Consider the following 22,667-nt stretch of genomic DNA (forward strand, 5'->3'; position numbering starts at 1 on the left):
ATTACTTGATTAAGAAGAATTTATAACTGATTGATCATCGCTTTATCAAAATCTTCCATGAAGGCAGAAAGCACAAATGGATCTAGGTTGGAATGATCAAAAGTAATGGAAATTGGTATCAGCATTTGTGTATGTTTCTGATAGCGCTTTCCAAAATAGAAGTAAGGTCTAGCAGAATCTAAAGCCGACTGATGTAACTGGAAACTTGTGAATTGTAGATTAGGCAAGTTCCCAATGAAGTGAGCAGATGCCCATACCAAAGGAGGAAGTGGCTCAAAATCTCCATCCGTGCTAAATGCTTTATCTACACCTCTACGATAATTCACAAAGTATTCATCTATTGTAGAATTTACAGGATCTTCTACCATTATTTCAGAAAAACGTTTGTCGCCACCCACGGCTATTGGACTAAATGTAGGTAAGTTATCAAAGATGTACCACTCGTTACCCAACTTTCTATATCTAAAATAAGGGTGCTTGTCCATTGTTTTCACCAAACACCACATCAAATAGGCTGTAAACGATGCTCCATCCTTATCTTTAAGTTGATCTTGGTAATATGTATACCCTTCTGTAATATCCAATTGCAGGGTCATTTGTAAGTTAGGTTCTCTTACAATATCTTTTTGATGGAAGAAATCAACCGACCATTGTTCGTATGAACTCAACGATGCTTTATCAATTTTTTTTCCTCCAAATCTATTTAATAGCTCTTGAATTTCCATTTTATTTTTAAGTAAATACAATTATAAAAAATTATTTATGTATTAATAGTTATATTTTTTGATGAAAAGTATTAGATTTATTTTGAAAAAAATAGAATTTATGAGACTAACAAACTGAACAATATATTTTTTATCATGAAAAAAAAAAGAGCAAGCTTATTTTTCTTAAAAAGAAGGTTTATTAAAATACAAAAAAAGAAAGATTTCAGAAAAAAGTACTTAAGAATAAAAAACAGTTCTAGATTAAGTCAAGCTCAAATCCAATTTAGTAAAAGAATAAAAAAATCTATCTGTAAACCACTTCCCGAATTTAGTTCTTTTAGAGAAAAACCTGAAATTTTAATTAATTATATAAATGATTTACAGTTAAACATTAATAATAGAAAGGAAATCTATATTAATATGAAGAATGTTAAATCAATAAGTCAAGGTGCAATAATATCTATACTATCTATTATTAATCAAAGAAACGATAATAATTTACCAATATTCGGAAGTATACCTAAAAATAATAAAGTAGCCAAAATATTAGAATCATCTGGTTTTTATAATAGTTTAAAAGGTAATGATGTTGGATACAATCAATCTCCTAATATTATTCTCAATAATAGACATTCACAAGTAGACCCTGTATTATGTGATGAAATAGTACAAAAGGCAATGCAAACAATATGTGGAGTTAAGAAAAGAAATTCTAAACTATATGGTTTAATCATGGAAATGATGGCTAATTCAATAAATCACGGATATCCTAAAGGGAATAATTTATTGAATTTAACTTTTAGATCAGCGTGGTTTATAAAAAAGAGTTGGCTTTTGTCAATTAGTCATCAAAAAGAAAAAGTTACATTTGTATTTTTAGATTATGGAGTAGGGATATTAGAGACTATTAAATTAAAATTGGGTCAAAAAGTCTTGAATAGTATTTCTCCAAGGAATGAAAAAATTTTATTACAAGTATTTAATGGTAAAATAGGATCTAGAACAGGTTTACCATTTAGAGGGAAAGGATTACCCAAAATTTATACATCTTTTCAGCAAAACTATATTAGTGATCTCTTTGTTTTAACTAATAATGTTATCTTAGATTATAAAAATCAGAATTTTTATAAATTAAAGTCTGATTTTAATGGTACTTTGTATATTTTTGAAATTGATAAGACTTGTTTATAGAATGAAAAACATAATAAATATAGCAAAAGAATTTTCTGAAACACCAGGTGCTAGATACATTACAGATGGTAAATTTTCAGGACAGGAATTTTATGAAAATATCCTTAAACCTAGATTTAATAACTTGAAGGATAATGAAATACTTACAATAGTTTTAGATGGTACAGCAGGGTATGCTACATCCTTTTTAGATGAAGCTTTTGGTAGATTATCTCGTGAGTATAAATCAAAGATTGTTTTAGATAAAGTGAGGTTTATATCACATGAAGAACCTGATTTAATTAATGAGATTGAATGTTATATAAATGAAACAAATAAATAAAAAGGATATACTCATTTTTATAATCACAATTTCTATTTGTTGGATTTTTTCTGAATATATTTCTAATTATGAATACTTTGTTTGGAGAAAAGAGATAGATATTTTTAGTGTAATTAGTTTATTAATAACATCTTCAATAGGTATTTATATTGCTGTTTATTTGAATAAATCTATTGAGGCTTCCAAATTTGAAAAAGAACTAATTATTGAAGAAGTAAAAAAAATAAAGCCGATCATTCTTGAAATTAAACAAGGGTTATTAGATAATAAGTTAGAATTCAATACTACCATAAATAATTTTAAAAAAATGGGTAGCAGATTGTCTGAAATTGATCAGCTAAATAAAATATTATCTTTTAATTTAAATGTAGATGATATAATTGAAGATTATAGAATACTAAAGAGAAATATAACAGGAATTTCTCCTTTAGTTACTGGAGAAGATAAACTAAAATACATTGAATTTGGTGATGAAATTAAAAGATCTGATTCAATTAGTTTAATTGATAAAATAGGAGAAAATCTTATACGTTTGGCATCAACTGCTTATAGATCCTAATTTTATGTTAAAAACACTAAGTAAGTTTTTATAATTAATAACTAACAATAAATATAACAAGTTATTTTAATTCCATAATTCTCAATATGGGAAAATAGGTTTTAGAACGCGATAAACTCATAATAGATTATTAATTAATCTTTTAAGATGCTTTATCAATTTTTTTTCCTCCAAATCTATCTAATAGCTCTTGAATCTCCATAATTAAAACTAAAGTTAGTTAGTATAAGGAAACAAAGGTATAGGAATACTTAAATAACTAACAATCGATTTTCATATATTTGTTCTTTAGCTAAGCAAACAAACATAAAGCAGATTGAAAAAGAGATACAAATTTTTAGTTTTTTTGATATTATCACCCATCGTCATCATTGGAGTGATGAGTGTAAATCAGGTCTTTACCAAAAATAAAGGGCAAAGTGTTTCCCGTGGAACACGTGCTAACGGCAGTTTAGAGAACGGTTGGCTGATCCCCTATTCAGGAAATAACTTCAATTATTTTAGCTATATCAGTTACTTTTTGATGGAAAACGGATATGTGCACCACAAGGTATATCAAGCGGTAGTGGATAGTTATGCAGCTCTGGAAAAGTCTCAACCCGAAAAGCATTTCACCATCATGGAATGTAGCGATAAAAATGGAGGACCGGTTTGGTTTCATAAAACTCACAGAAACGGAACAAGTATCGATTTTATGTCGCCTAAAATCAAAAATGGAAAAGTATATAAAGATCTCGACAATTGGGGACTGTTTCATTATGTGTTAGAGTTTGATACCGAAGGTAAACTTCAAAAGAAATATCCATATACCGACTTTATTCATCCACAAATAGGTAAATCTGTTAGTAATTACCTCGATCCAGAAGTAGAGATTGATTTTGAAACGATGGCACAGCATATTTTGGCTTTAGACGATGCGTGCAAGAAGAACGGTATTCGCATTTCTAAAGTCATTTTGATGATTGAATTAAAGAAAAAACTGTTTGCGACACCTTCTGGAAAGAAAGTTTTGGCTAGAGGTATACCGTTTGCGACCAAACTACCTGATGCTGTAAATAGAATGCATGAGGACCATTATCACATCGATTTCAACATAAATTGATGTTTATATAGGGATATATGTTGTAAACAGGAGGGTATATATATTGAAATAAGTATTTTTTGTTAAATATATATACCCTTCATTATTGCCTCTTGTATCTTTGTGATGATGAAAAGAAGCAGTATGAAATACATTAACCTATTACTTTTGATGTTCCTTTCACTCAAGATTTTTGCTCAGTTTAATTTTAGAGCACTTGATGCTGAAAAGGGATTATCACATATCAATGTGACTTCAATACTTCAGGATGATGAAGGATACATTTGGTTGGGAACAAATAACGGACTGAACAGATACAATGGCTTTGAAATAAAAACATTTTACAGCAGTCCTCACCACGAACATACTTTAACGAGTAGTAGAATATCCGAATTACTCCTTGACAATAAAGGACAGCTTTGGGTCGGTACAAGAGATGGAGGCTTGAACCTTTATTTATCGGATCAGAAAGGTTTTCAGTCCTTTTATGATAATACCGCAAGCAATATCACAGCAATTTTCCAAGACAATAACGAAAACGTGTGGGTAGGAGCATACGATAGTGGGTTAGGTAGAGTTAATCAAAAAGCAACTGAAATTGTCTATTATCAGCCTTTAGGAAATAATATTACCATATCTAAGATTGCACAATGGGATGCTCAAACATTATTGGTGGGGACAAGATCAAATGGTTTATACTTATTTGATATAGCAGAGAAACATTTCACGAAAGTACCTTTTGAGGAAGGTGTGACTACCATTCGTGATATTATTACTTGGAATGGCCAAACCATTATAGGGAGTTTTCATTCGTTATTTGTTATTGAAAAAGGAGATAACAATGAAATTATCTATAAAAAACTGATAGATTATAAGTTTGATGCCATTTCATCAATTACTCAAAAGGAAGGAAATCTGTTTGTAGGAACGAAGAAGGGATTGTTGGTCTTGGATCAAGAGGGACAAATTACGTCCTATCAATCGAGTAAAAATATCATCAATAGCTTATTGAGTAATAGTGTAAATACATTATGTGTCGATACTTCTGGAGTGTTGTGGATAGGCACTACTTCCGGAGCAAATTATGCAAACTTATATTCTTTTCAGTTACAAACGATAGGTATTGAGGCCTTAAACAAAGAAAACGTTAATGTTGTATTCGAGGATTCTCAAAAGCAATTGTGGTTCGGTTTAAAGAGTGCGAAGTTGGTAAAATATGCCAATGGTAAAGCTACAGTGTACGAATCGTTATCAAAGAAAAAAGGAGCGTTAGATGCCTATGGAGGGATAGAAACGATTACTGAAGACGAACATGGACAACTATGGATTGGAAGTTGGGGCGCCGGTATCTCTACTCTAAATATCAAAGAGGAAATGAGGGGACGACCTTATTTCAATAAAATTCAGCATCCGAAACTTCATTCGACAATTACTTCAATTATTTCTTATCAAGGAGATATCTATGCAGGTACGTTTAGAAAAGGACTGATAAGAATTGTGATGGATAAGAAGGGGAAATTGAAGGATGTTCAAGTCATTAAATACCGAAAAAAGCAAAAGAGACAGCATCAATTAGCTAGCAATACGATCAACGCTTTATACAAAGATCCTTTTGATAATTGCTTATGGATTAGTTCGCCAGAAGGGATTACCAAACTAAAGAAGAAAAAAGGGCGATTGGCCCTTAGAAGTTATCATGTGGCTTTGGAGCATGGGACTTCTAAACCAGCTTTCAGTTGGGAAGTCTGTAAAACATCTTCAACAACTTTGTGGGTCGGTACCATCGAAGAAGGTCTTTCACGCTTAACCTTTGATGAAAAAACAGCACAATTAAAGGAAATAAAGACATTTACTACTGCCAATGGTTTGCCTTCCAACTCCATTCAATCTTTAGAATTCGATAAAGAAAACAATGTGCTTTGGATTAGTGGAAATGGACTAACGCAATTTGATTTAAATACATTCAAGACAAAAACGTTTACCTCAGTAGATGGTCTAGAAGGAGGTTATTTTAGAGTGAATTGTTCTGTACATTTAAAAAACGGGGATTTCTGTTTTGTATCGGATAAAGCAATTAACATGATTCCCGCTCAAACCATCTATGATAACCCTATCGTACCTCAAACAATCTTTGAATATTTGATTGTTGACGGTCAAGAGGTGCACGAACAAGATACGGTAAGTGGTAATCTGATCTTGAAAAAGCCGATGTACAAGACGAAAGACATCATTTTAAATCACGATCAGAATAATATAGAAATCGGATTTAACGGAATGCATTACGCTACTCCAAATAAAAATAAGTATCAATATCGTTTGATTGGTTTCAATAAAGATTGGCAAACCACCAACGAAGGCAGGGTGGTCTATTCCAATTTACCTTATGGTGAATATACTTTGGAGGTGAAATCAAGCAATAGCGATGGAATTTGGGAACAGGAAGCCAAGATCATCAACATCACAGTAGAAACTCCTTGGTGGCACACCTATTGGGCCTACCTCATCTATTTGATGATCATTTCGGCTATTATTTGGCAAATCAACAAGCTGATATTTAATCGACATAAATTAAAGCAAGAGTTGGAAGTGGAACGCTTCAAAATGGAGAAGAACGAAGAATTAACGTTGATGAAAATTCGTTTCTTCGTCAATATCTCTCACGAATTACGTACGCCTCTGACTCTAATTTCAAGTCCATTGGAAACGCTTTTAAAGCAAACCGATTTAAAAGGACAAACACAAGAGTACCTACAGGTGATGAAGCGAAATGCAGATCGCTTGTTGGAATTGTTTGATCAGTTATTGGACTTTAGAAAAATTGAAACGGGTAATCATAAAACGAAATTTAGAAAAGTAGATGTAGTCAGCTTCACCCGTTTGGTCGCCTCATCTTTCGATACTTTGGCCAAAGACAATCAGATCAATTATGCCTTTCATGCTCATATCGATTATTTAGAAGCATGGGTAGATAAAGATGCTTTGGAAAAGATGATTTATAACTTACTGTCGAATGCATTTAAGAATACAGCAGAGGGCGGAAATGTATTGATCGATTTGGATAAAAAAGGCGAGGGTTCCTATCAAATAGCAGTTAGCGATACAGGAGTAGGTATTCCAAAACCTGAACAAGAACATATATTTGAGGTTTTCTATCAAACAGAAAACAAACAAGACCGAGGTACGGGTATTGGTCTTGCTTTAGTGAAAAAGCTAGTGGATGCTCATTATGGAGAAATATCATTAGAAAGTGAGAAAGAACAGGGATCAAAATTTTACATCACGCTTCCTCTGGGAGATCAGTTTATGCATTCTTCAGAGAAAGTGATAGAAGAAGAGGTGGTAGAAGTTGTAGAGCCTGAAGAAGAAACTACCCAAGAAGTAGTGGAGGAGAACCGTCCTAAAGTTTTAATAGTGGAAGATAACTTGGAGATCGCTTCTTACTTAAAGACAGAATTTATTCGTAAGTATCAAGTGATATTGGCCCATAATGGTCACGAAGGTTATGAGAAACTATTAGAAGAAAAACCTCATATCGTTATTTCAGATATTATGATGGCCGAGATGAGTGGTCTGGAACTCTGTAAAAAGATCAAGCAGAATCCACATTTGAGTCATCTTCCGGTAATTCTATTAACGGCAAAGAATAGCGACGAAGATAAATTACAAGGTATTGAGAGTGGAGCAGATGCTTATATCGTAAAGCCATTTAAAATCGATTTCTTATTAGCGAAAGTGGAGAATTTGTTGGAAGAGAGAAAATCTGTAAAACAATTCTTTGCGACGAAAAAGGAAATGACGGTGGAAGATCCGGAAAAAGAAAAGTTTTTGGATAAAGCAAAGAAAGTAGTCGAGGAGAACTTCCTTAACGAGCAGTTCGATGCCAAAGAATTTGCTGTAAAAATGGGGTTAACTTATGCGACGCTTTATAATCGCCTAAAAAAATACCAAGACATTTCTGCCACCGCTTATATTAGAAAAATCCGATTACTTAAAGCAGCAGAATTGATTGCCAACACAGAACATTCGATAAAAGAAATCCAATTCCTAGTTGGCTTCAACGATGCGAAATATTTTAGAACGAACTTTAAAAAGTTCTTCGAAATTACCCCATCAGAATATCTAAAACGCTACAGAAAAGTAGATTTAAAAGCGTAAGTGTATTTACTATTAACCATTAGTAGAATGGCCTTTTCGGTATCGGGAAGGCCATTTTTTAATATATAACCTCTTACAAATTAATATATCACCTCTTTAAGAAGTGTTCCTCCTACTAATTTTGATTAAAGCAAAATCAATTATTACAAACTCCTTAATAAAGAACTTCATTGAAATGAAAAAACGAATACAATTACTATTACTAATGGTTTGTGGCATCCTACTTCATGGGAATGCGCAAGTTATACCAACAGAAGGTGACGGCACTGCTGAAAATCCATATTTAGTTTCCTCTTTAGATCATCTAAGATGGATCTCTGAAGGAGATGGAGGATTGGGAGATGGACAACGTTGGCAATTGCACTACAAACAAACGGCAGATATCGACGCCACTGCGACAAAAGATTGGCATAGTGGAGAAGGTTTCCGACCTATGGGAGACCTGAATAAAAAATTTAGAGGAAGCTATGATGGGGATGGTTTTAAAATCAGCAACCTATACATCAACAGAATTGTGGATCACGTAGGTCTATTTGGTTATATCGATGAAGCTGGTATTGTAAAGAATGTACATTTGATTGATATGAACGTGACAGGCGATCGTTTTGTAGGCGGTTTGGCTGGTTTAATGGATAATCAAAGTACATTGTCAAATAACCTTTTGACAGGAGCGATTACTGGTAGAAGATTTTTAGGAGGTATTGTCGGTGAAGCCAACAACGAATCGATTATAGAAAAAAACATCTCTTTTGTAACGATTACAGGTACTGGAGAAGTTGGAAACAACGACAATAGAGGTGCTGGTGGGATTGCAGGTAGAATTTACAATAAAACTCAAGTTGTCCATAATTACTTTGCAGGAGGGATAAATGTAGGAAATCAGACAGGTGGTTTATTTGCCTTATCTCATACTACTGTTGTAGTATCGAATACTTATTGGGATACAGAAACTACAGGATTAGATATAGCCGATGCTGAAAGTAAATTTCCAGATGTAAAAGGTCTAACCACATCGGAATTTGGCGTAGCTGATAACTTTATGAATTGGGATTTTGATAATCAGTGGGCAATTGCTAAAGTGGTTTCATTGGATGATCAATTCAGACCTTTCTTCCAATCAATTACAAAAAGAACAATTGAGTTATCCGCAAACGACGATACTTTTGGAAGTGTTTCTGGAGGAGGAGTTCATCATTTAGGAAATAACGTAACAGTGACCGCCTCAGCTAACACAGCCTACACTTTTGTGCATTGGTTAAATGGAGATGATATTGCTTCTACGGAAGCTGAATATACTTTTGAGGTGAGTGAAGATCTTTCTTTAAAAGCGGTTTTTGAAATCAAGCAGTTGACCATTACTGTCACACAAGTTGATAATGGAACAATAACTCCTGCTACCACGACAGTGGAATATGGTAGTTCTCAAAAATTCACTATCGAAGCTGCAGAAGGTTATGAAATCTTAGATGTAAAAGTAGATGATGAATCCAAAGGTGCTATAGCTGAGTATACATTTGAGGATGTAGTCGCTGATCATTCAATTAAAGCTTCATTTAAGGAAATAGTTCTACCAACATATACAATTACGGTTACTCAAGGTGAAAATGGAACGATCACTCCAGGTACTATCGATGTGACAGAAGGGGAAGCTCAAACTTTTGAAATAACAGCTTCAGAAGGGTATGAAATTTCAGATGTATTGGTGGATGGAACCTCTGTGGGTCAAGTATCAGAATATACTTTCGAGAATGTGATGTCAACGCATACAATTACGGCTTCATTTACAGAAGTTGTTCTACCAACCTATACAATTACGGTTACTCAAGGTGAAAACGGAACGATCACTCCAAGTACTATCGATGTGACCGAAGGAGATGATCAAACTTTTGAAATAGTACCTTCTGAAGGTTATGAAATATCAGATGTATTGGTGGATGGAGCCTCAGTGGGTCAAGTATCAACATATACTTTTGAGAATGTGATGTCAACACATACAATTACGGCATCGTTTACAGAAGTGGAAGTTCCTATTGAGAAGTTCACGATTACCGTTATTCAAACAGAGAATGGCAACATCACACCAGAAACAATGGAAGTGGTAGCTGGTCAAAATCAGACTTTCGTGATATCTGCCAATGAAGGGTATGAAATTGAAGAACTTTTGATCGATGATGAATTAGTTGAGGTTTCAGAAAGTTATACTTTCACCGATGTACAAGCAGATCACACAATTAGTGCTATATTTGTAGAAATTGAAGAACCACCTTTAAGTATTGATGATATTCACGGTATCAAAGTTGGACCTAATCCAACAAGCAATACGATTCAACTTTTTGGTGTACCGCAAAATACAAACTTCACTATTCATGATGTATTGGGTAATGTTTTACTGAACGAACAAACAAATACATTAAATCAAAGAATCGATGTGAGTACATACCAAAGAGGGGTGTATATCTTGACTTTAGAAAATTATGGATCGGTAAGAATCATAAAACAATAAATAAATGAGTATTAGGGAGCACTTAAACTGACTCCCTAATATTCAACACCTTTTTTTAAAAATATCACCCTCTCAATCAGGTAACGGATAAATAAATTTGTGAGAGGATAGTAAATCAAGCTTTTCAAAAAGCATTAAAGGAGACAGACTTATATTAACCGACAAATGAAATGAAACGATTAACTACATTTTTTCTTGTCTATTTATTAGCATTCATCACCAACGCTCAAGAAATACCAACTAAGGGCGATGGATCTATTGCTAATCCTTACCTGATTGAGAATTTAAATCAATTAAAATGGTTAAGTGAGGGCGATACAGATATTTCGGACGAAACAAGATGGAGCATGCATTATCAATTAGTAAGTGATATTGATGCTACCGACACTAAAAATTGGAATGAAGGATTAGGGTACAGACCTATTGGCAATAGCACCAATCCTTTCAATGGATCATTCAATGGCAATGATTTTACAATAAGTAATTTGTACAGTAACCGTCCATCAGAAAGATACATTGGTTTATTTGGCTTTTGTAATGCGGCACTTATCGAAAATATTCAGTTGGTAAATGTGGAGTTGGTTTGTGAACGATTTGCAGGTGCATTGGCCGGTAAAATAGAAAATACCACCAAAGTAGAACATATCGTTGCTTCCGGTCAGGTGAGTGGTCAGAGAGGCATTGGAGGTGTATTTGGGGAAATAAACTTTACTTCAGAAGCAAATTATATTCTTTCATTCACCAATGTTGAAGTCGTGGAGGGAGAAAAAAATGTTGGAGGTGTAACGGGTGTTTTCTACAACAACTCATTCATAAGACATGCCTATGCAGTAGGAACTGTAAAAGGTGCTTCTGATATTGGTCCGATTGTAGGAGCAGGTCATCTCGCTAACGCTGATAAACTATGTGTTATAGAAAATAGCTACTGGGATAAAGAAACGACAGGATTAACCACTCAAGAAGCAGTAGAAGACGAAAGAGGACTAACAACGGCTCAGTTTTCTGATGCCACGAATTTTCCGGATTGGGATTTTGATCAAGTATTTGAGGTCGCAACGCATTCATATGATTCCCAACAGCGACCTTATTTTAAGTGGTTAAATCAAGTGCGTTTGTTGGTTTATAACCCTCAGACTAATGTTGGGTCTACCACAGGGCAGGGTAGATACACAAAAAATGAGGTAGTAGAATTGGCGGCTATTCCCAATAGTGCGTCCGTAGAATTTTCTCATTGGATTCATCAAGAAGAAGAGGTAAGCACATTGCCAACTATTGAGGTAACGATGGATCAACCAAAATTATATCAACCATTATTTGAAGCAACTACTTACATTATTACCACATCACCTTCTCAAAGAGGAACAATTATTCCAGAAACTGCAGAAGTGACGGAAGATAGCGAAGTGACATTTACGATCACTCCAAATTTAGGCTATGAGATCAAAGAAGTATTGATTAATGGTGAATCTATTGGAGCGGTATATGATTTTTCGTTAAGTGGTATTACGCAAGATACGCATATTGAAATGCTATTTGATCCGATCGCTTATAGTATTCCAGAAGGGGAAGGAACGGAGACAAATCCTTATCTGATATCAACTTTAGAAGAACTTCGTTGGGTATCGGAAGGAGATACTACTTCTGAGGTAGGAGAAGGACAACGTTGGAGGTACTATTTTCAACTCATAAGAAATATTGATGTGGCCGATTCCAAAAATTGGCATGCTGGTAAAGGTTTTAAACCACTAGGAAATTTGGACAAGCCATTTAGAGGTCATTTCGATGGACAAGGATACACACTAGAAAATATATTTATAAATAAGCCTTCAGAGCGCTATTTGGGTGTTTTTGGTTATGGTTCGGAAGGAGCAAGCATCAAAAATATGAAGGTACAGAACATTGATATTACCGGTGACCGATATTTAGGAGGACTTATTGGAAAGGCAGATAATATGATTATTGAACACGTTTCTGCTGAAGGCGAATTGAAAGGAGCAAGAATATTAGGAGGTATCGTTGGTGATTTAAACCAAGGTGCTCAACTTTCTTATGCCACCTCTTTTGTCGACATCTTAATACCAGATGATGAACGTAACACTGGCGGTATTGCGGGTACAGCCTACAATAGTGCAACAATTGCTCAATCTTATGCTGTTGGTTTAGTGACGGGTGGATCAAATACAGGAGGCATTGTTGGAAATGGACATTCTAATATTGTTGTCACAAATAGTTATTGGGATAAAGAAACCACAGGTCAGACAAGGTCTCATAATTCAGAAGATACTTTTGGTAAGAGTACAAGTGAATTTGAAAACGAAAGTACTTTTGCCGGTTGGGATTTTACTTCTACTTGGAGAATCATCACCAATGAAGAATGTGATGAACATCCCAGACCCTATTTATCGATGCATTATTTAACGAAAGTGATGGCCTATGCGAATAGGAGTCATTGGGGAACGGTAAACGGAAATGGCGCTTATGAAAGTGGTGAAGAGGTAAGACTTCAGGCAGCAGCAAATAATGGATTTTACTTTATAGAATGGCAAAAAGGAGGAGAGTTCTTAACAGACAGCCAAAACGTTACGATTACTGTAGGTGAAAATGATGAACATTTTGTGGCTGTATTTGGGGCGACTCAGTATGAAATAGATGTAGAACATTCCGAAAACGGAAAGGTAGTTCCGGGTTCCACGGTGGTAAATCATTTAGACGATATCACTTTTCAATTTATTCCAGATGAAGGTTACGATGTAGATTATGCAATCATCAATAACGATACAATCCGAGGTATTTACGAATATACTTTCCAAGCGGTCACTCACGGTCATGTAATCTTTGTACAGTTCAAAGAATACGAACCTTTTATCTATACAATTCCTGCTATCGCTGGAGATGGTGGTTCAATTGCGCCAGAATTGGGAAGAGTAGAAGAAGGACAGGATATAGAATTCATTATCACTCCAATTGCAGGATATATAGTTGAAGATGTATTTGTAAACGGACAATCCATGGGACCTCTAACCTCTTATGTATTTGAGGAAGTATGGGATAATCATACGATTTCAGCATCATTTAGAAGGGATGATATTAATTCAATAGATGATAGAATAGGCTATATTAAAGCTTATCCCAACCCTGTTCAATCGAGGTTAACCTTGGAAGTGAAAAATCAGAGTCGTATTCAATTAGTTGATGTTTACGGCAGGGTAATGATCGATCAAGAATATCCAATAGGGACACATCAAATGGACCTATCAAAGTGCACTAACGGAATTTATTTACTGATCGTAGATGGTCAGTATTATACAAAAATTAAAAAATTTTAAACGTGAAAAGCAATCTAATCTTAACGCTATTGGTCAGTATATTCTTGACCTCTCACAGTTATGCTCAAAAAAAGCAGCCGAACTTTTTAATTATAGTAGCTGATGACTTGGGTTATGGAGATTTAGGAGTGTATGGTGCTAAAGATGTTCTTTCTCCAAACATCGATAAACTGGCCAAAGAAGGTACTCAGTATACCAATTTTCATACAACATCTTCGGTGTGCTCGCCGTCAAGAGCCTCGATGTACACAGGTAAAACACCCGATTTGGTAGGTGTTCCTGGTGTAGTGAGAGTGAATGAAAGTAACTCTTTTGGGTACTTCGATCCATCGGCAACAACGATAATGGATCTTCTAAAAGAAAAAACATCTTATGAGACTTCTCTCATAGGAAAATGGCATTTGGGACATCAATCGCCTAACCTTCCCAACGATAGAGGGTTCGACTTTTTCCATGGATGGTTAGTAGGTATGACGGATTATTACGAACATATCAGATACAAGCAAAATTGGATGAGAAAAAATCAGGAAGAACTAGATACAAAAGGTCATGTAACTGATTTATTTACCGATTGGGCATTAGATTATTTGGATCAAGATAGAAAAGACCCTTTTATGATGTTCTTGACTTATACAGCACCTCACTCTCCTTTACAACCTCCTGCTGATTACTTGGAGAAAGTGATGAAAAGAGAAAAAGGCATTAGCGAAAAACGTGCAAAATATGTAGCCTTAATTGAGCATATGGACAAGAGAATTGGTGATGTTGTAGCTAAGCTGAAAGAAAAAGGAGAGTTGGACAATACGGTGATCATGTTCTTATCTGATAATGGAGGAGCATTAAACCACGGGGCCAATAACGGTGAGTTTAAAGGACAAAAAGGAGATTTATACGAAGGAGGTTTAAGAGTTCCTTTTATTGTTCGATGGAACGAAATCGAGAATAAAGGGAAAGCTTCGGATGCTTATGTATCGATAACAGATATCTTTCCAACAGTAGCGAGAATTGCAGGAGTATCTTACGAAGAAGAACTTTCTGGAATTGATCAAACCAACTTGTTTAAGAAAGGAGAAATACAAAAAGAAGATCGTGTAGACATTGCTGTGAGAAGAGGAAACAGAAGTAATTGTGTAGACGGAAGTGTCTTCTATAGCGTTCAGAAAAATGGATGGAAGTATGTTCAAAATTCAGCCTGCGAACCTTATGTTTTTTATAACATGAACAAGGATAAAAATGAGCAGCATCCTATTCCAGCTGAAGACCTAAAGAAAAAGATGAAGAACTTCGATAAAATATTAAGAAAACATATTGTAAACTCAGGGAAAACTCCTTGGGCGAAATAGACTCAATTGGAATTCGATAAAAGAGACAGCATTTTGCTGTCTTTTTTTGTGTTCATTTAAAAACGGAGGGATAATGCTAAAAACTGTCCTCACGTTCTCTAATCGATGTTTTTTAGATATATATCCCCTTTTATTTTCAAGATATAACCCCTTTTTCGGGGTATTTTCCCTCTACATTTGTAAGGTGATCAAACACAAAAGATGGACGCATCTTGAAAAATATTGAAATGGATTTTTTAGCAAATTAAAAGCAAAGATCAGTTATGAGATTTGGACAAAATAAAATATTATTACTTCTTTTTATGATGATAGGGTGGCAGCTTTCTGCTCAGACTATCGAACAAAAGATTACAGCAGATTGGAAGTTTGCACAAGCCGACAGAAAGGAGTGGTTGGACGCAAAAGTACCTGGATGTGTACACACCGATCTTTTGAGACATAAAAAAATAGCTGACCCATTTTTTGGTGAGAACGAAAAGAAGGTGCAATGGATCGATAAAAAAGATTGGATCTATAAAACATCATTTAATAACTCCATAGAAGATACTCAAAAGCAAGAATTAATTTTTGAAGGACTAGATACGTATGCAGATGTTTATTTAAACGATAAAAAGATCTTATCTGCAGATAACATGTTTAGATCTTGGACAGTAGATGTTTCACACATCATTAAAAAAGGGAAAAACGAAATAAAGATCTATTTCCATTCTCCAATTAAAAAAGGAACCCCACTTTGGGATGCCGTAGGTTACCCATTGTATGCAATTAACGACGATGCTAAAACAGGCAACACTGGAGATAGAAAACTTTCGGTAATGACACGTAAAGCTGGTTATCATTACGGTTGGGACTGGGGTCCACGTTTAGTTACTTCAGGTATTTATCGTCCGATTACTTTAAAATCATGGAAAAACTCACGTATTGATAACATTCGTTACACTCAATCGAACATCACTGCCAAAAATGTAGATGTAAAAACAGAGGTAAATATTAAGTCGGTAATTCCTGGAAATATAGAAGTAGTTATTCTAGATGCAGTGAAGGGAAAGAAATATGCATCAGAATTTTATAATGTAAAAGAGGGAGATCAAACGCTTGCTTTAGACTTTAAAATCAAGAATCCTAAGTTATGGTGGTCGAATGGATTAGGTGATCAACATTTATATCCTATCAAAGTACAGATCAAATCAGATGGACAGCTTTTAGATGAGAATGTACAAAACATTGGTATTCGTACGGTAGAGTTAGTTACTGAAAAAGATCAAATCGGAGAATCATTTAAAATTAGATTGAATGGTCATGATATTTTCATGAAAGGAACCAACTACATCCCTGGAGATATGTTCTTGGATAGAGTTTCTGATGAAAAAATGGAGGAAACGATCAAAGCTTGTGCAGATGCTAACATGAACATGATTCGTGTTTGGGGCGGTGGTACATATGAAAAAGATTTGTTCTACGACCTTTGCGATAAATACGGTTTATTGGTTTGGCAAGACTTTATGTTCGCTTGTTCACTGTATCCTGGTGATGAAGCATTTGTAGAAAATGTAAAACAGGAAGTAAAAGACAATGTGATTCGTTTGAGAAATCACCCTTCTTTAGCCATGTGGTGTGGTAATAACGAAATTGAGTGGGCATGGTTCGGATGGGGCATCCAAAAGGAATTGAACTTATCGGAAGCAGATTCTACAAAAATTATCAACGATTACTTCAGATTATTTACCAAAGAAATTCCAGATGTTTTACATCAACACGATGATAAAGATTACTGGGCTTCTTCTCCTTACTTTAGAAAATATGGCGACCATTTGGAAACAAAAGGCGACCGTCACCTATGGGATGTCTGGAAAGGTCCAAAACCAATGGACTACTACAAAACGCACGTACCTAGATTTATGAGTGAGTACGGTTACCAATCGTTCCCAGAAGTACAAGTAATGAAAAAGTACGTGAAAGAGGATGAGGTGAATCTTTGGTCGAAAGGCATGAGAAATCATCAAAAAGCTAAATATGGCAACAAGCGTATCATGAAAAACTTGACAAGAGAGTTTGGTATCGACGGTAAAGATTTTGAGAAGTTCACTTATATCTCTCAATTATATCAAGGATACGATCTAAAATTTGCCATTGAAACGCACAGAAGAAACATGCCTCACTGTATGGGATCGTTGTATTGGCAAGTAAACGATTGTTGGCCGGTAGCATCGTGGGCATCGATTGATTATGAAGGAAATTGGAAATCGGCACATTATAGAATTCAAGATGCTTACAAGAATAAAATTTCTACGGTTTCATTAGACGAAGGAGTGTACAATATCTATGTAGTATCTGATGAATTAAAAGACGAATCTGCAGAATTGAAAGTACAAGTGCTAGACTTTGATGGAAATACAGTATTAGAACAAAAGAAGAAAGTGGCTCTTAAGGCAAACACTTCATCATTGGCTCATTCCATTAAAGCAGAAGACTTACCAGAACAAAAAAATAACCTTGTGATGGTAACGACGCTTACACAAAAGAATAAAATCATCCATCGTAACGAATTCTATTCTGTAAAATCAAAAGATTTGGCGTTGAGCAAAGATTACGATTTACAGAAAGAAGTAACCGCTAATAGCGATGGAAGTTATACCATCAAGTTATCATCAAATAAGTTGTTGAGAGGTGTGAGAGTGAATAGTAAAGACCACTCTGGCTGTTTAACTGATAATTATTTCGACCTTCTTCCAAGAGAAGTGAAAGTGATTAATTGGGTGCCTTCAAAAGAGAGTAACACTAATGTTTCATTCGACTTTCATACACTAAACGACGAGCAAAAGACCAATTTATAAGCTTAGCAAACTATCATTTATTAAGTCAAAGGGGAGGAAATGTGTGACTACTGACAAAGTTTACTCCTCCCCGCTTTAAAAAGTAAAGTAATGAAAGAAAGATTTTTAAAAATATTGATCTTCGGAATGACCCTCCTCTCGGGTAGTGTTTTTGCTCAGCAGAAATACAATATTGTGATGATCATGACAGATGACCAAGGGTATGGAGACCTTGGGGTGACTGGCAATCCATACATCTCCACACCTAATATCGACGCATTAGCAGAAGAGAATATTACTTTAAACCATTATTATGTAAATGCCGTTTGTGCACCCACAAGAGCTAGTTTTTTAACAGGTAGACACAATTTGGCTACAGGAGTAAATTGGGTGACACGCCGTAAAGAAGTGATGAACGAAAGTGAGGTCACTATCGCAGAGTTGTTCAAAACAGCAGATTATAAAACAGGATTATTCGGAAAATGGCATAATGGATCTACATATCCTCATAACCCTGTTGGGCAGGGATTTGATGATTTCTTAGGTTTCTGTGCAGGACACTGGAATAATTATTTTGATGCTGAATTAGAAACTGAAACAGGTGATTTTGTAAAAACAGAAGGCTACATCTCTGATGTGTTAACCGATAGAGCTATCGAATTTATTGATAAAAATAAAGAAGAACCCTTCTTATGCTTCATTCCTTACAATGCTCCTCATGCACCTTTCCAAGTAGCAGATAAGTATTATGATAAATATGCTGAAATGGGGTTGGACGAAAGAACGGCTGCTGTTTATGGTATGTGTGAGAATATCGACGATAACGTAGGACGTTTGATTACACATTTGAAAGAGAACAACCTTTGGGAAAATACCATTTTTATCTATACAACTGATAACGGACCGAATGGTGATAGATATAATGCAGAAATGAAAGGGAAAAAAGCCACTGTTCACGAAGGCGGTGTGCGAGTACCAATGTACATGAGAATCCCTGGTTATGGAAAAGTAGAAATTGACGAATTAACTGCTCATATCGACATATTTCCTACATTGGCGGCCTTATGTGGTGTAAAAGTCCCTGAAAATTTAGATATTCACGGTCTAAATATTTCACCTTTATTGAAAGGCGATTCTAACAACTTCGATAAACGATCAATCTTCACTCACAATCAACCATGGCATTTCGCTGAAGCTCCTGCAGGTGCTGTTCGTACAGAACAATATCGTCTGGTTTTTAGCAAAGACAATGATACGACCCTATATGATTTAAATGTAGATCCAAGTCAGTTAAAGGATATTAGAAATGATCATCCTGAAGTAACAAACCAACTTGCAGCTGATTATCATCAATGGTTTATGAATGTAACTCCTAATGGTAAAGAACCTAAAGCAGAACGTATACAATTGGGACACGATAAAAGTCCTAAAACAATTCTTGAAGCAGTAGACGGAACTACTAAAAATAAGGTAAGATATCAAGGAAAAGGTTGGTCTAACGATTGGGCTAGAAATTTCAAAAACAAGAAAGGTGTCATCCAATGGGATGTAAAAGTGGTAGAAGAAGGAGATTATGCTATTCAAATGTTGTATAGCTGTTCTGACGAATTTAAAGGATTTAAAATTTTCGTTGAAGCAGGCGAGCAACATACCACAAGAATCATGGATAAAGCATTTGAAACTCAAGTGGTAGAAATGCCAGACCGTGAAGCAAGAACAGAAATGAATGAATATACATGGGGAACTTTAAAATTAGGTAAACTTCATCTGAAAAAAGGCAAACACACCATCAAGGTACGTGTGAGTAATGATATTCAACCGAATAATAACTTCAGACTGAAGCAGCTAATTGTAAAAAAAAACCAACAATCTTAAATCATCATGAAACTACTAACTAAAATATCAATAATTCTTCTGATTTGTTCCACTAGCTTATTTGCTCAAAAATCGGAGAAACCAAATATAATTATCATCAATATGGATGATATGGGCTATGCTGATCTTAGCTGTTATCCGGGATCGAAAAACAGTACCCCAAATATGGATGCCTTATCAGCTGAAGGAACAACGTTTACGAACTTCTACGCAGGTTCGAATATTTGTTCTCCTTCCCGTGCTGCCTTGCTAACAGGTATGTACCCTCCAAGAGCCGGTGTGCCTAAAGTGTATTTGAATACTCCAAAAGGCATTAGCTTTAAACTAACTACAATGGCTGAAATGTTGAAGGATAATGGGTATGAAACAGCTATTGTTGGTAAATGGCACTTAGGACATTATCCAGAGTTTTTACCTACCAACCATGGTTTCAATTACTTCTACGGTTTGCCTTTTTCTCACGATTTAAAAGTGGATGGTAAACTGCCTTTCTACGAAAGAAACGAAGTGATCGAATACAATCCAGATATCTCGATGTTAACCGCTAGATACACGATGAAGGCAGTAGAGTTTATCAAAGAAAATAAAGATGAGCCATTCTTCTTGTATTTAGCCCACAACATGCCACACACTCCTTTAGCGGCTTCTGCTAAGTTTAAAGGAAAATCAAATAATGGATTGTATGGTGATGTGATTATGGAAATCGATTGGTCGATTGGTGAAGTGATCTCCACACTAAAAGAATTAGGATTAGAAGAGAATACGCTTGTTGTTATATCATCTGATAATGGCCCTTCATTAAAACAAGGTGATGGTTCTGGAAATGCCGGCAATTTGAGAGAAGGGAAAGGAACTACATTCGAAGGAGGGCACAGAGTACCAGGTATTTTCTATATGCCGGGTACAGTAAAAGCACAAATGTCAGATGCGTTCACTTCTCAGATTGATATATATCCAACAGTAGCAGAAATGACAGGAGCGACTCTTCCTGAGTATAAAATTGATGGTGTAAACATACTATCAACTTTAACAGAAGGAGCAGCATCTCCTAGAAAGGAATATTTCTACTTCCAAGGAAAAAGTATTGAGGCCATGAGAAAGGGTGATTTAAAAGTACATAAGCCTCATAAATACAGAACGCCTAATCCTGAACGTCAGGTAGTGAATAGCGAGAACGGTAAACTAAAAGTATTCACAAAAGAAATTGAAGCTTCAGTTTTTGATTTAAGCAAAGACGAATCAGAAGCAAAGAACATCAAGCAAAAGAAAGAAGAGTTCTACAATAAATCTATCAAAAGAATGAAGTCCTTCAATAACAAATTGAAGAACAACAAATTCGAACCAGAATTAAAAGAGACTAAATAACAAGGAAATGAAATTGAAGAATCAAATTATTACTTTGCTCTTGATGATGTCATTCTCTGTAATGGCTCAGGAAAAGAAAAATGTCATCATGATTTTAATTGATGATATTGGAGCAGAAGCGATTGGTTGTTACGGAACGGACGATTATAAAACACCTAATATCGATCGTTTGGCAGAAACAGGTATGAAATTCGAAAACGCACATGCCACTCCGCTTTGTACACCTACACGTGTGAAAATCATGTCGGGTAAATACAATTCACATAATTATAAGCGTTTTGGTTTTTTGCCTCAGCATGTAAAAACGTTTGCCAATGCCATTAAAGATGCAGGTTATGCAACAGCTATTGCTGGTAAGTGGCAGCTTAGTTACGGAAGAGAAAAAGAGGATGCCTTAAAAGATCCTTACCACTTTGGTTTTGACGAATATTGTCTTTGGAACTTAACCGAGAAAGGTCTTCCTAGATACAAAAACGCCATTCTGACAAAAAACGGAAAACGTCTACCTTCTGAGGGTATCTATGGTCCAGATGTAATTAATAGTTTTGTAAACGATTTTGTGAAGAAGAATAAGAAAAAGCCATTCTTTGTGTACTATACCATGCTTCTTACACACGATCCTTTCCAACCAACACCGGGAATGCCTGAGTACGATACACTTTCTGATTTAAAATATGATGATCCGAAGTACTTCCAAAGCAATGTGGAATATATGGATAAGATGATTGGTCAGATTGTAGAAAACCTTAAGAAGAATAAACTGGATAAGAACACTGTCATCATGTTTATTGGCGATAACGGTACATCGACAAAAGTAACAACGAACTGGCAAGGACAACAAATTAGAGGAGCAAAAGGGAAATCGATTCAGCACGGTACACACGTTCCGTTTGTAGCTTATTGCCCTGGTTTTGTAAAACCTCAGATCAACGAAAACTTAGTAGATCTAACCGACTTCTATCCAACATTAATGCAGATTACTGGAGCAAAAGCACCGGAAACGGAATTAAACGGAATTAGCTTTTATGATCAATTGGTAGGGAAGGAACCTAAGGAAGTAAGAGACTTCGTATTTATCAGTTCGTTTGGTAAGAAGAAATACCCTGGTAAGCAATATGCTTTCAACACCAAATTCAAATACTATTCGAGTGGCGCTTTTTACAACATCAAAAAGGATCCAATGGAGAAGAAAAAGTTGGAAGTAGCTCAACTAAAGGAAAAAGAGAAAAAGCAACACGACTACCTAAAAGCTAGAGTAGATGAATTGAAAAAGCCGGGTGATTTTTCAAATATGAAAAAGAAGAAAAAAGGCAAAGGAAAAGGTAAGGGGAAAGGGAAAGGGAAAAAGTCCCACTCTTAAAAAGGTATATGTTATGTAGCGTGGGGGTGCATTTTGATATGTATCCCTCACTAACAACTCGATCGTA

At 35.3% G+C, this 22,667-nt stretch carries 13 protein-coding genes; 12 read left to right on the forward strand and 1 reads right to left on the reverse strand.

Annotated elements, in window-relative coordinates:
* Positions 1-20: 20 nt before the first annotated feature.
* Positions 21-725, reverse strand: a complete 705-nt coding sequence (locus tag KMW28_RS22295; RefSeq protein WP_169662172.1) for a CatA-like O-acetyltransferase — start codon at positions 723-725, stop codon at positions 21-23.
* 135 nt (positions 726-860) lie between these two features.
* On the opposite strand from KMW28_RS22295, the gene KMW28_RS22300 reads away from it, so the two are divergent.
* From KMW28_RS22300 to KMW28_RS22355, 12 genes are all read left to right on the forward strand, one after another.
* Entirely contained in the window at positions 861-1,898 is a 1,038-nt protein-coding gene (locus tag KMW28_RS22300) for a hypothetical protein (RefSeq protein WP_169662171.1), read from the forward strand.
* Between the two features lies 1 nt (position 1,899).
* Entirely contained in the window at positions 1,900-2,220 is a 321-nt protein-coding gene (locus KMW28_RS22305) for an STAS-like domain-containing protein (protein ID WP_169662170.1), read from the forward strand.
* Positions 2,204-2,779: a hypothetical protein gene (locus KMW28_RS22310; RefSeq protein ID WP_169662169.1), complete on the forward strand. Its 576-nt coding sequence runs from the start codon at positions 2,204-2,206 to the stop codon at positions 2,777-2,779. Before KMW28_RS22305 ends, KMW28_RS22310 begins: the two co-directional genes overlap by 17 nt.
* Positions 2,780-3,095: 316 nt before the next feature.
* Entirely contained in the window at positions 3,096-3,881 is a 786-nt protein-coding gene (locus KMW28_RS22315) for a hypothetical protein (RefSeq protein WP_169662168.1), read from the forward strand.
* A gap of 123 nt (positions 3,882-4,004) precedes the next feature.
* A complete protein-coding gene (locus KMW28_RS22320; RefSeq protein WP_169662167.1) occupies positions 4,005-8,015 on the forward strand; it encodes a hybrid sensor histidine kinase/response regulator transcription factor in 4,011 nt (1,336 codons plus the stop codon).
* Between the two features lie 175 nt (positions 8,016-8,190).
* Entirely contained in the window at positions 8,191-10,518 is a 2,328-nt protein-coding gene (locus KMW28_RS22325) for an InlB B-repeat-containing protein (RefSeq protein WP_169662166.1), read from the forward strand.
* A 170-nt stretch (positions 10,519-10,688) separates the two neighbouring features.
* Positions 10,689-13,844: an InlB B-repeat-containing protein gene (locus KMW28_RS22330; protein WP_169662165.1), complete on the forward strand. Its 3,156-nt coding sequence runs from the start codon at positions 10,689-10,691 to the stop codon at positions 13,842-13,844.
* Between the two features lie 2 nt (positions 13,845-13,846).
* Positions 13,847-15,187 (forward strand): sulfatase family protein, encoded by a 1,341-nt coding sequence (locus KMW28_RS22335; RefSeq protein ID WP_169662164.1) that lies wholly within the window; start codon positions 13,847-13,849, stop codon positions 15,185-15,187.
* Between the two features lie 263 nt (positions 15,188-15,450).
* Complete coding sequence (locus KMW28_RS22340) at positions 15,451-18,021, forward strand: beta-mannosidase (RefSeq protein ID WP_169662163.1); 2,571 nt, start codon at positions 15,451-15,453, stop codon at positions 18,019-18,021.
* A 90-nt stretch (positions 18,022-18,111) separates the two neighbouring features.
* The gene (locus tag KMW28_RS22345; RefSeq protein ID WP_169662162.1) at positions 18,112-19,875 is read left to right on the forward strand and encodes an arylsulfatase; all 1,764 of its coding nucleotides are present in this window, start codon (positions 18,112-18,114) and stop codon (positions 19,873-19,875) included.
* A gap of 6 nt (positions 19,876-19,881) precedes the next feature.
* A complete protein-coding gene (locus tag KMW28_RS22350; protein WP_169662161.1) occupies positions 19,882-21,240 on the forward strand; it encodes a sulfatase family protein in 1,359 nt (452 codons plus the stop codon).
* 7 nt (positions 21,241-21,247) lie between these two features.
* The gene (locus KMW28_RS22355; protein WP_169662160.1) at positions 21,248-22,600 is read left to right on the forward strand and encodes a sulfatase-like hydrolase/transferase; all 1,353 of its coding nucleotides are present in this window, start codon (positions 21,248-21,250) and stop codon (positions 22,598-22,600) included.
* Positions 22,601-22,667 lie beyond the last annotated feature (67 nt).

The organism is Flammeovirga yaeyamensis (assembly GCF_018736045.1).
In the GTDB taxonomy this organism is placed as follows: domain Bacteria; phylum Bacteroidota; class Bacteroidia; order Cytophagales; family Flammeovirgaceae; genus Flammeovirga; species Flammeovirga yaeyamensis.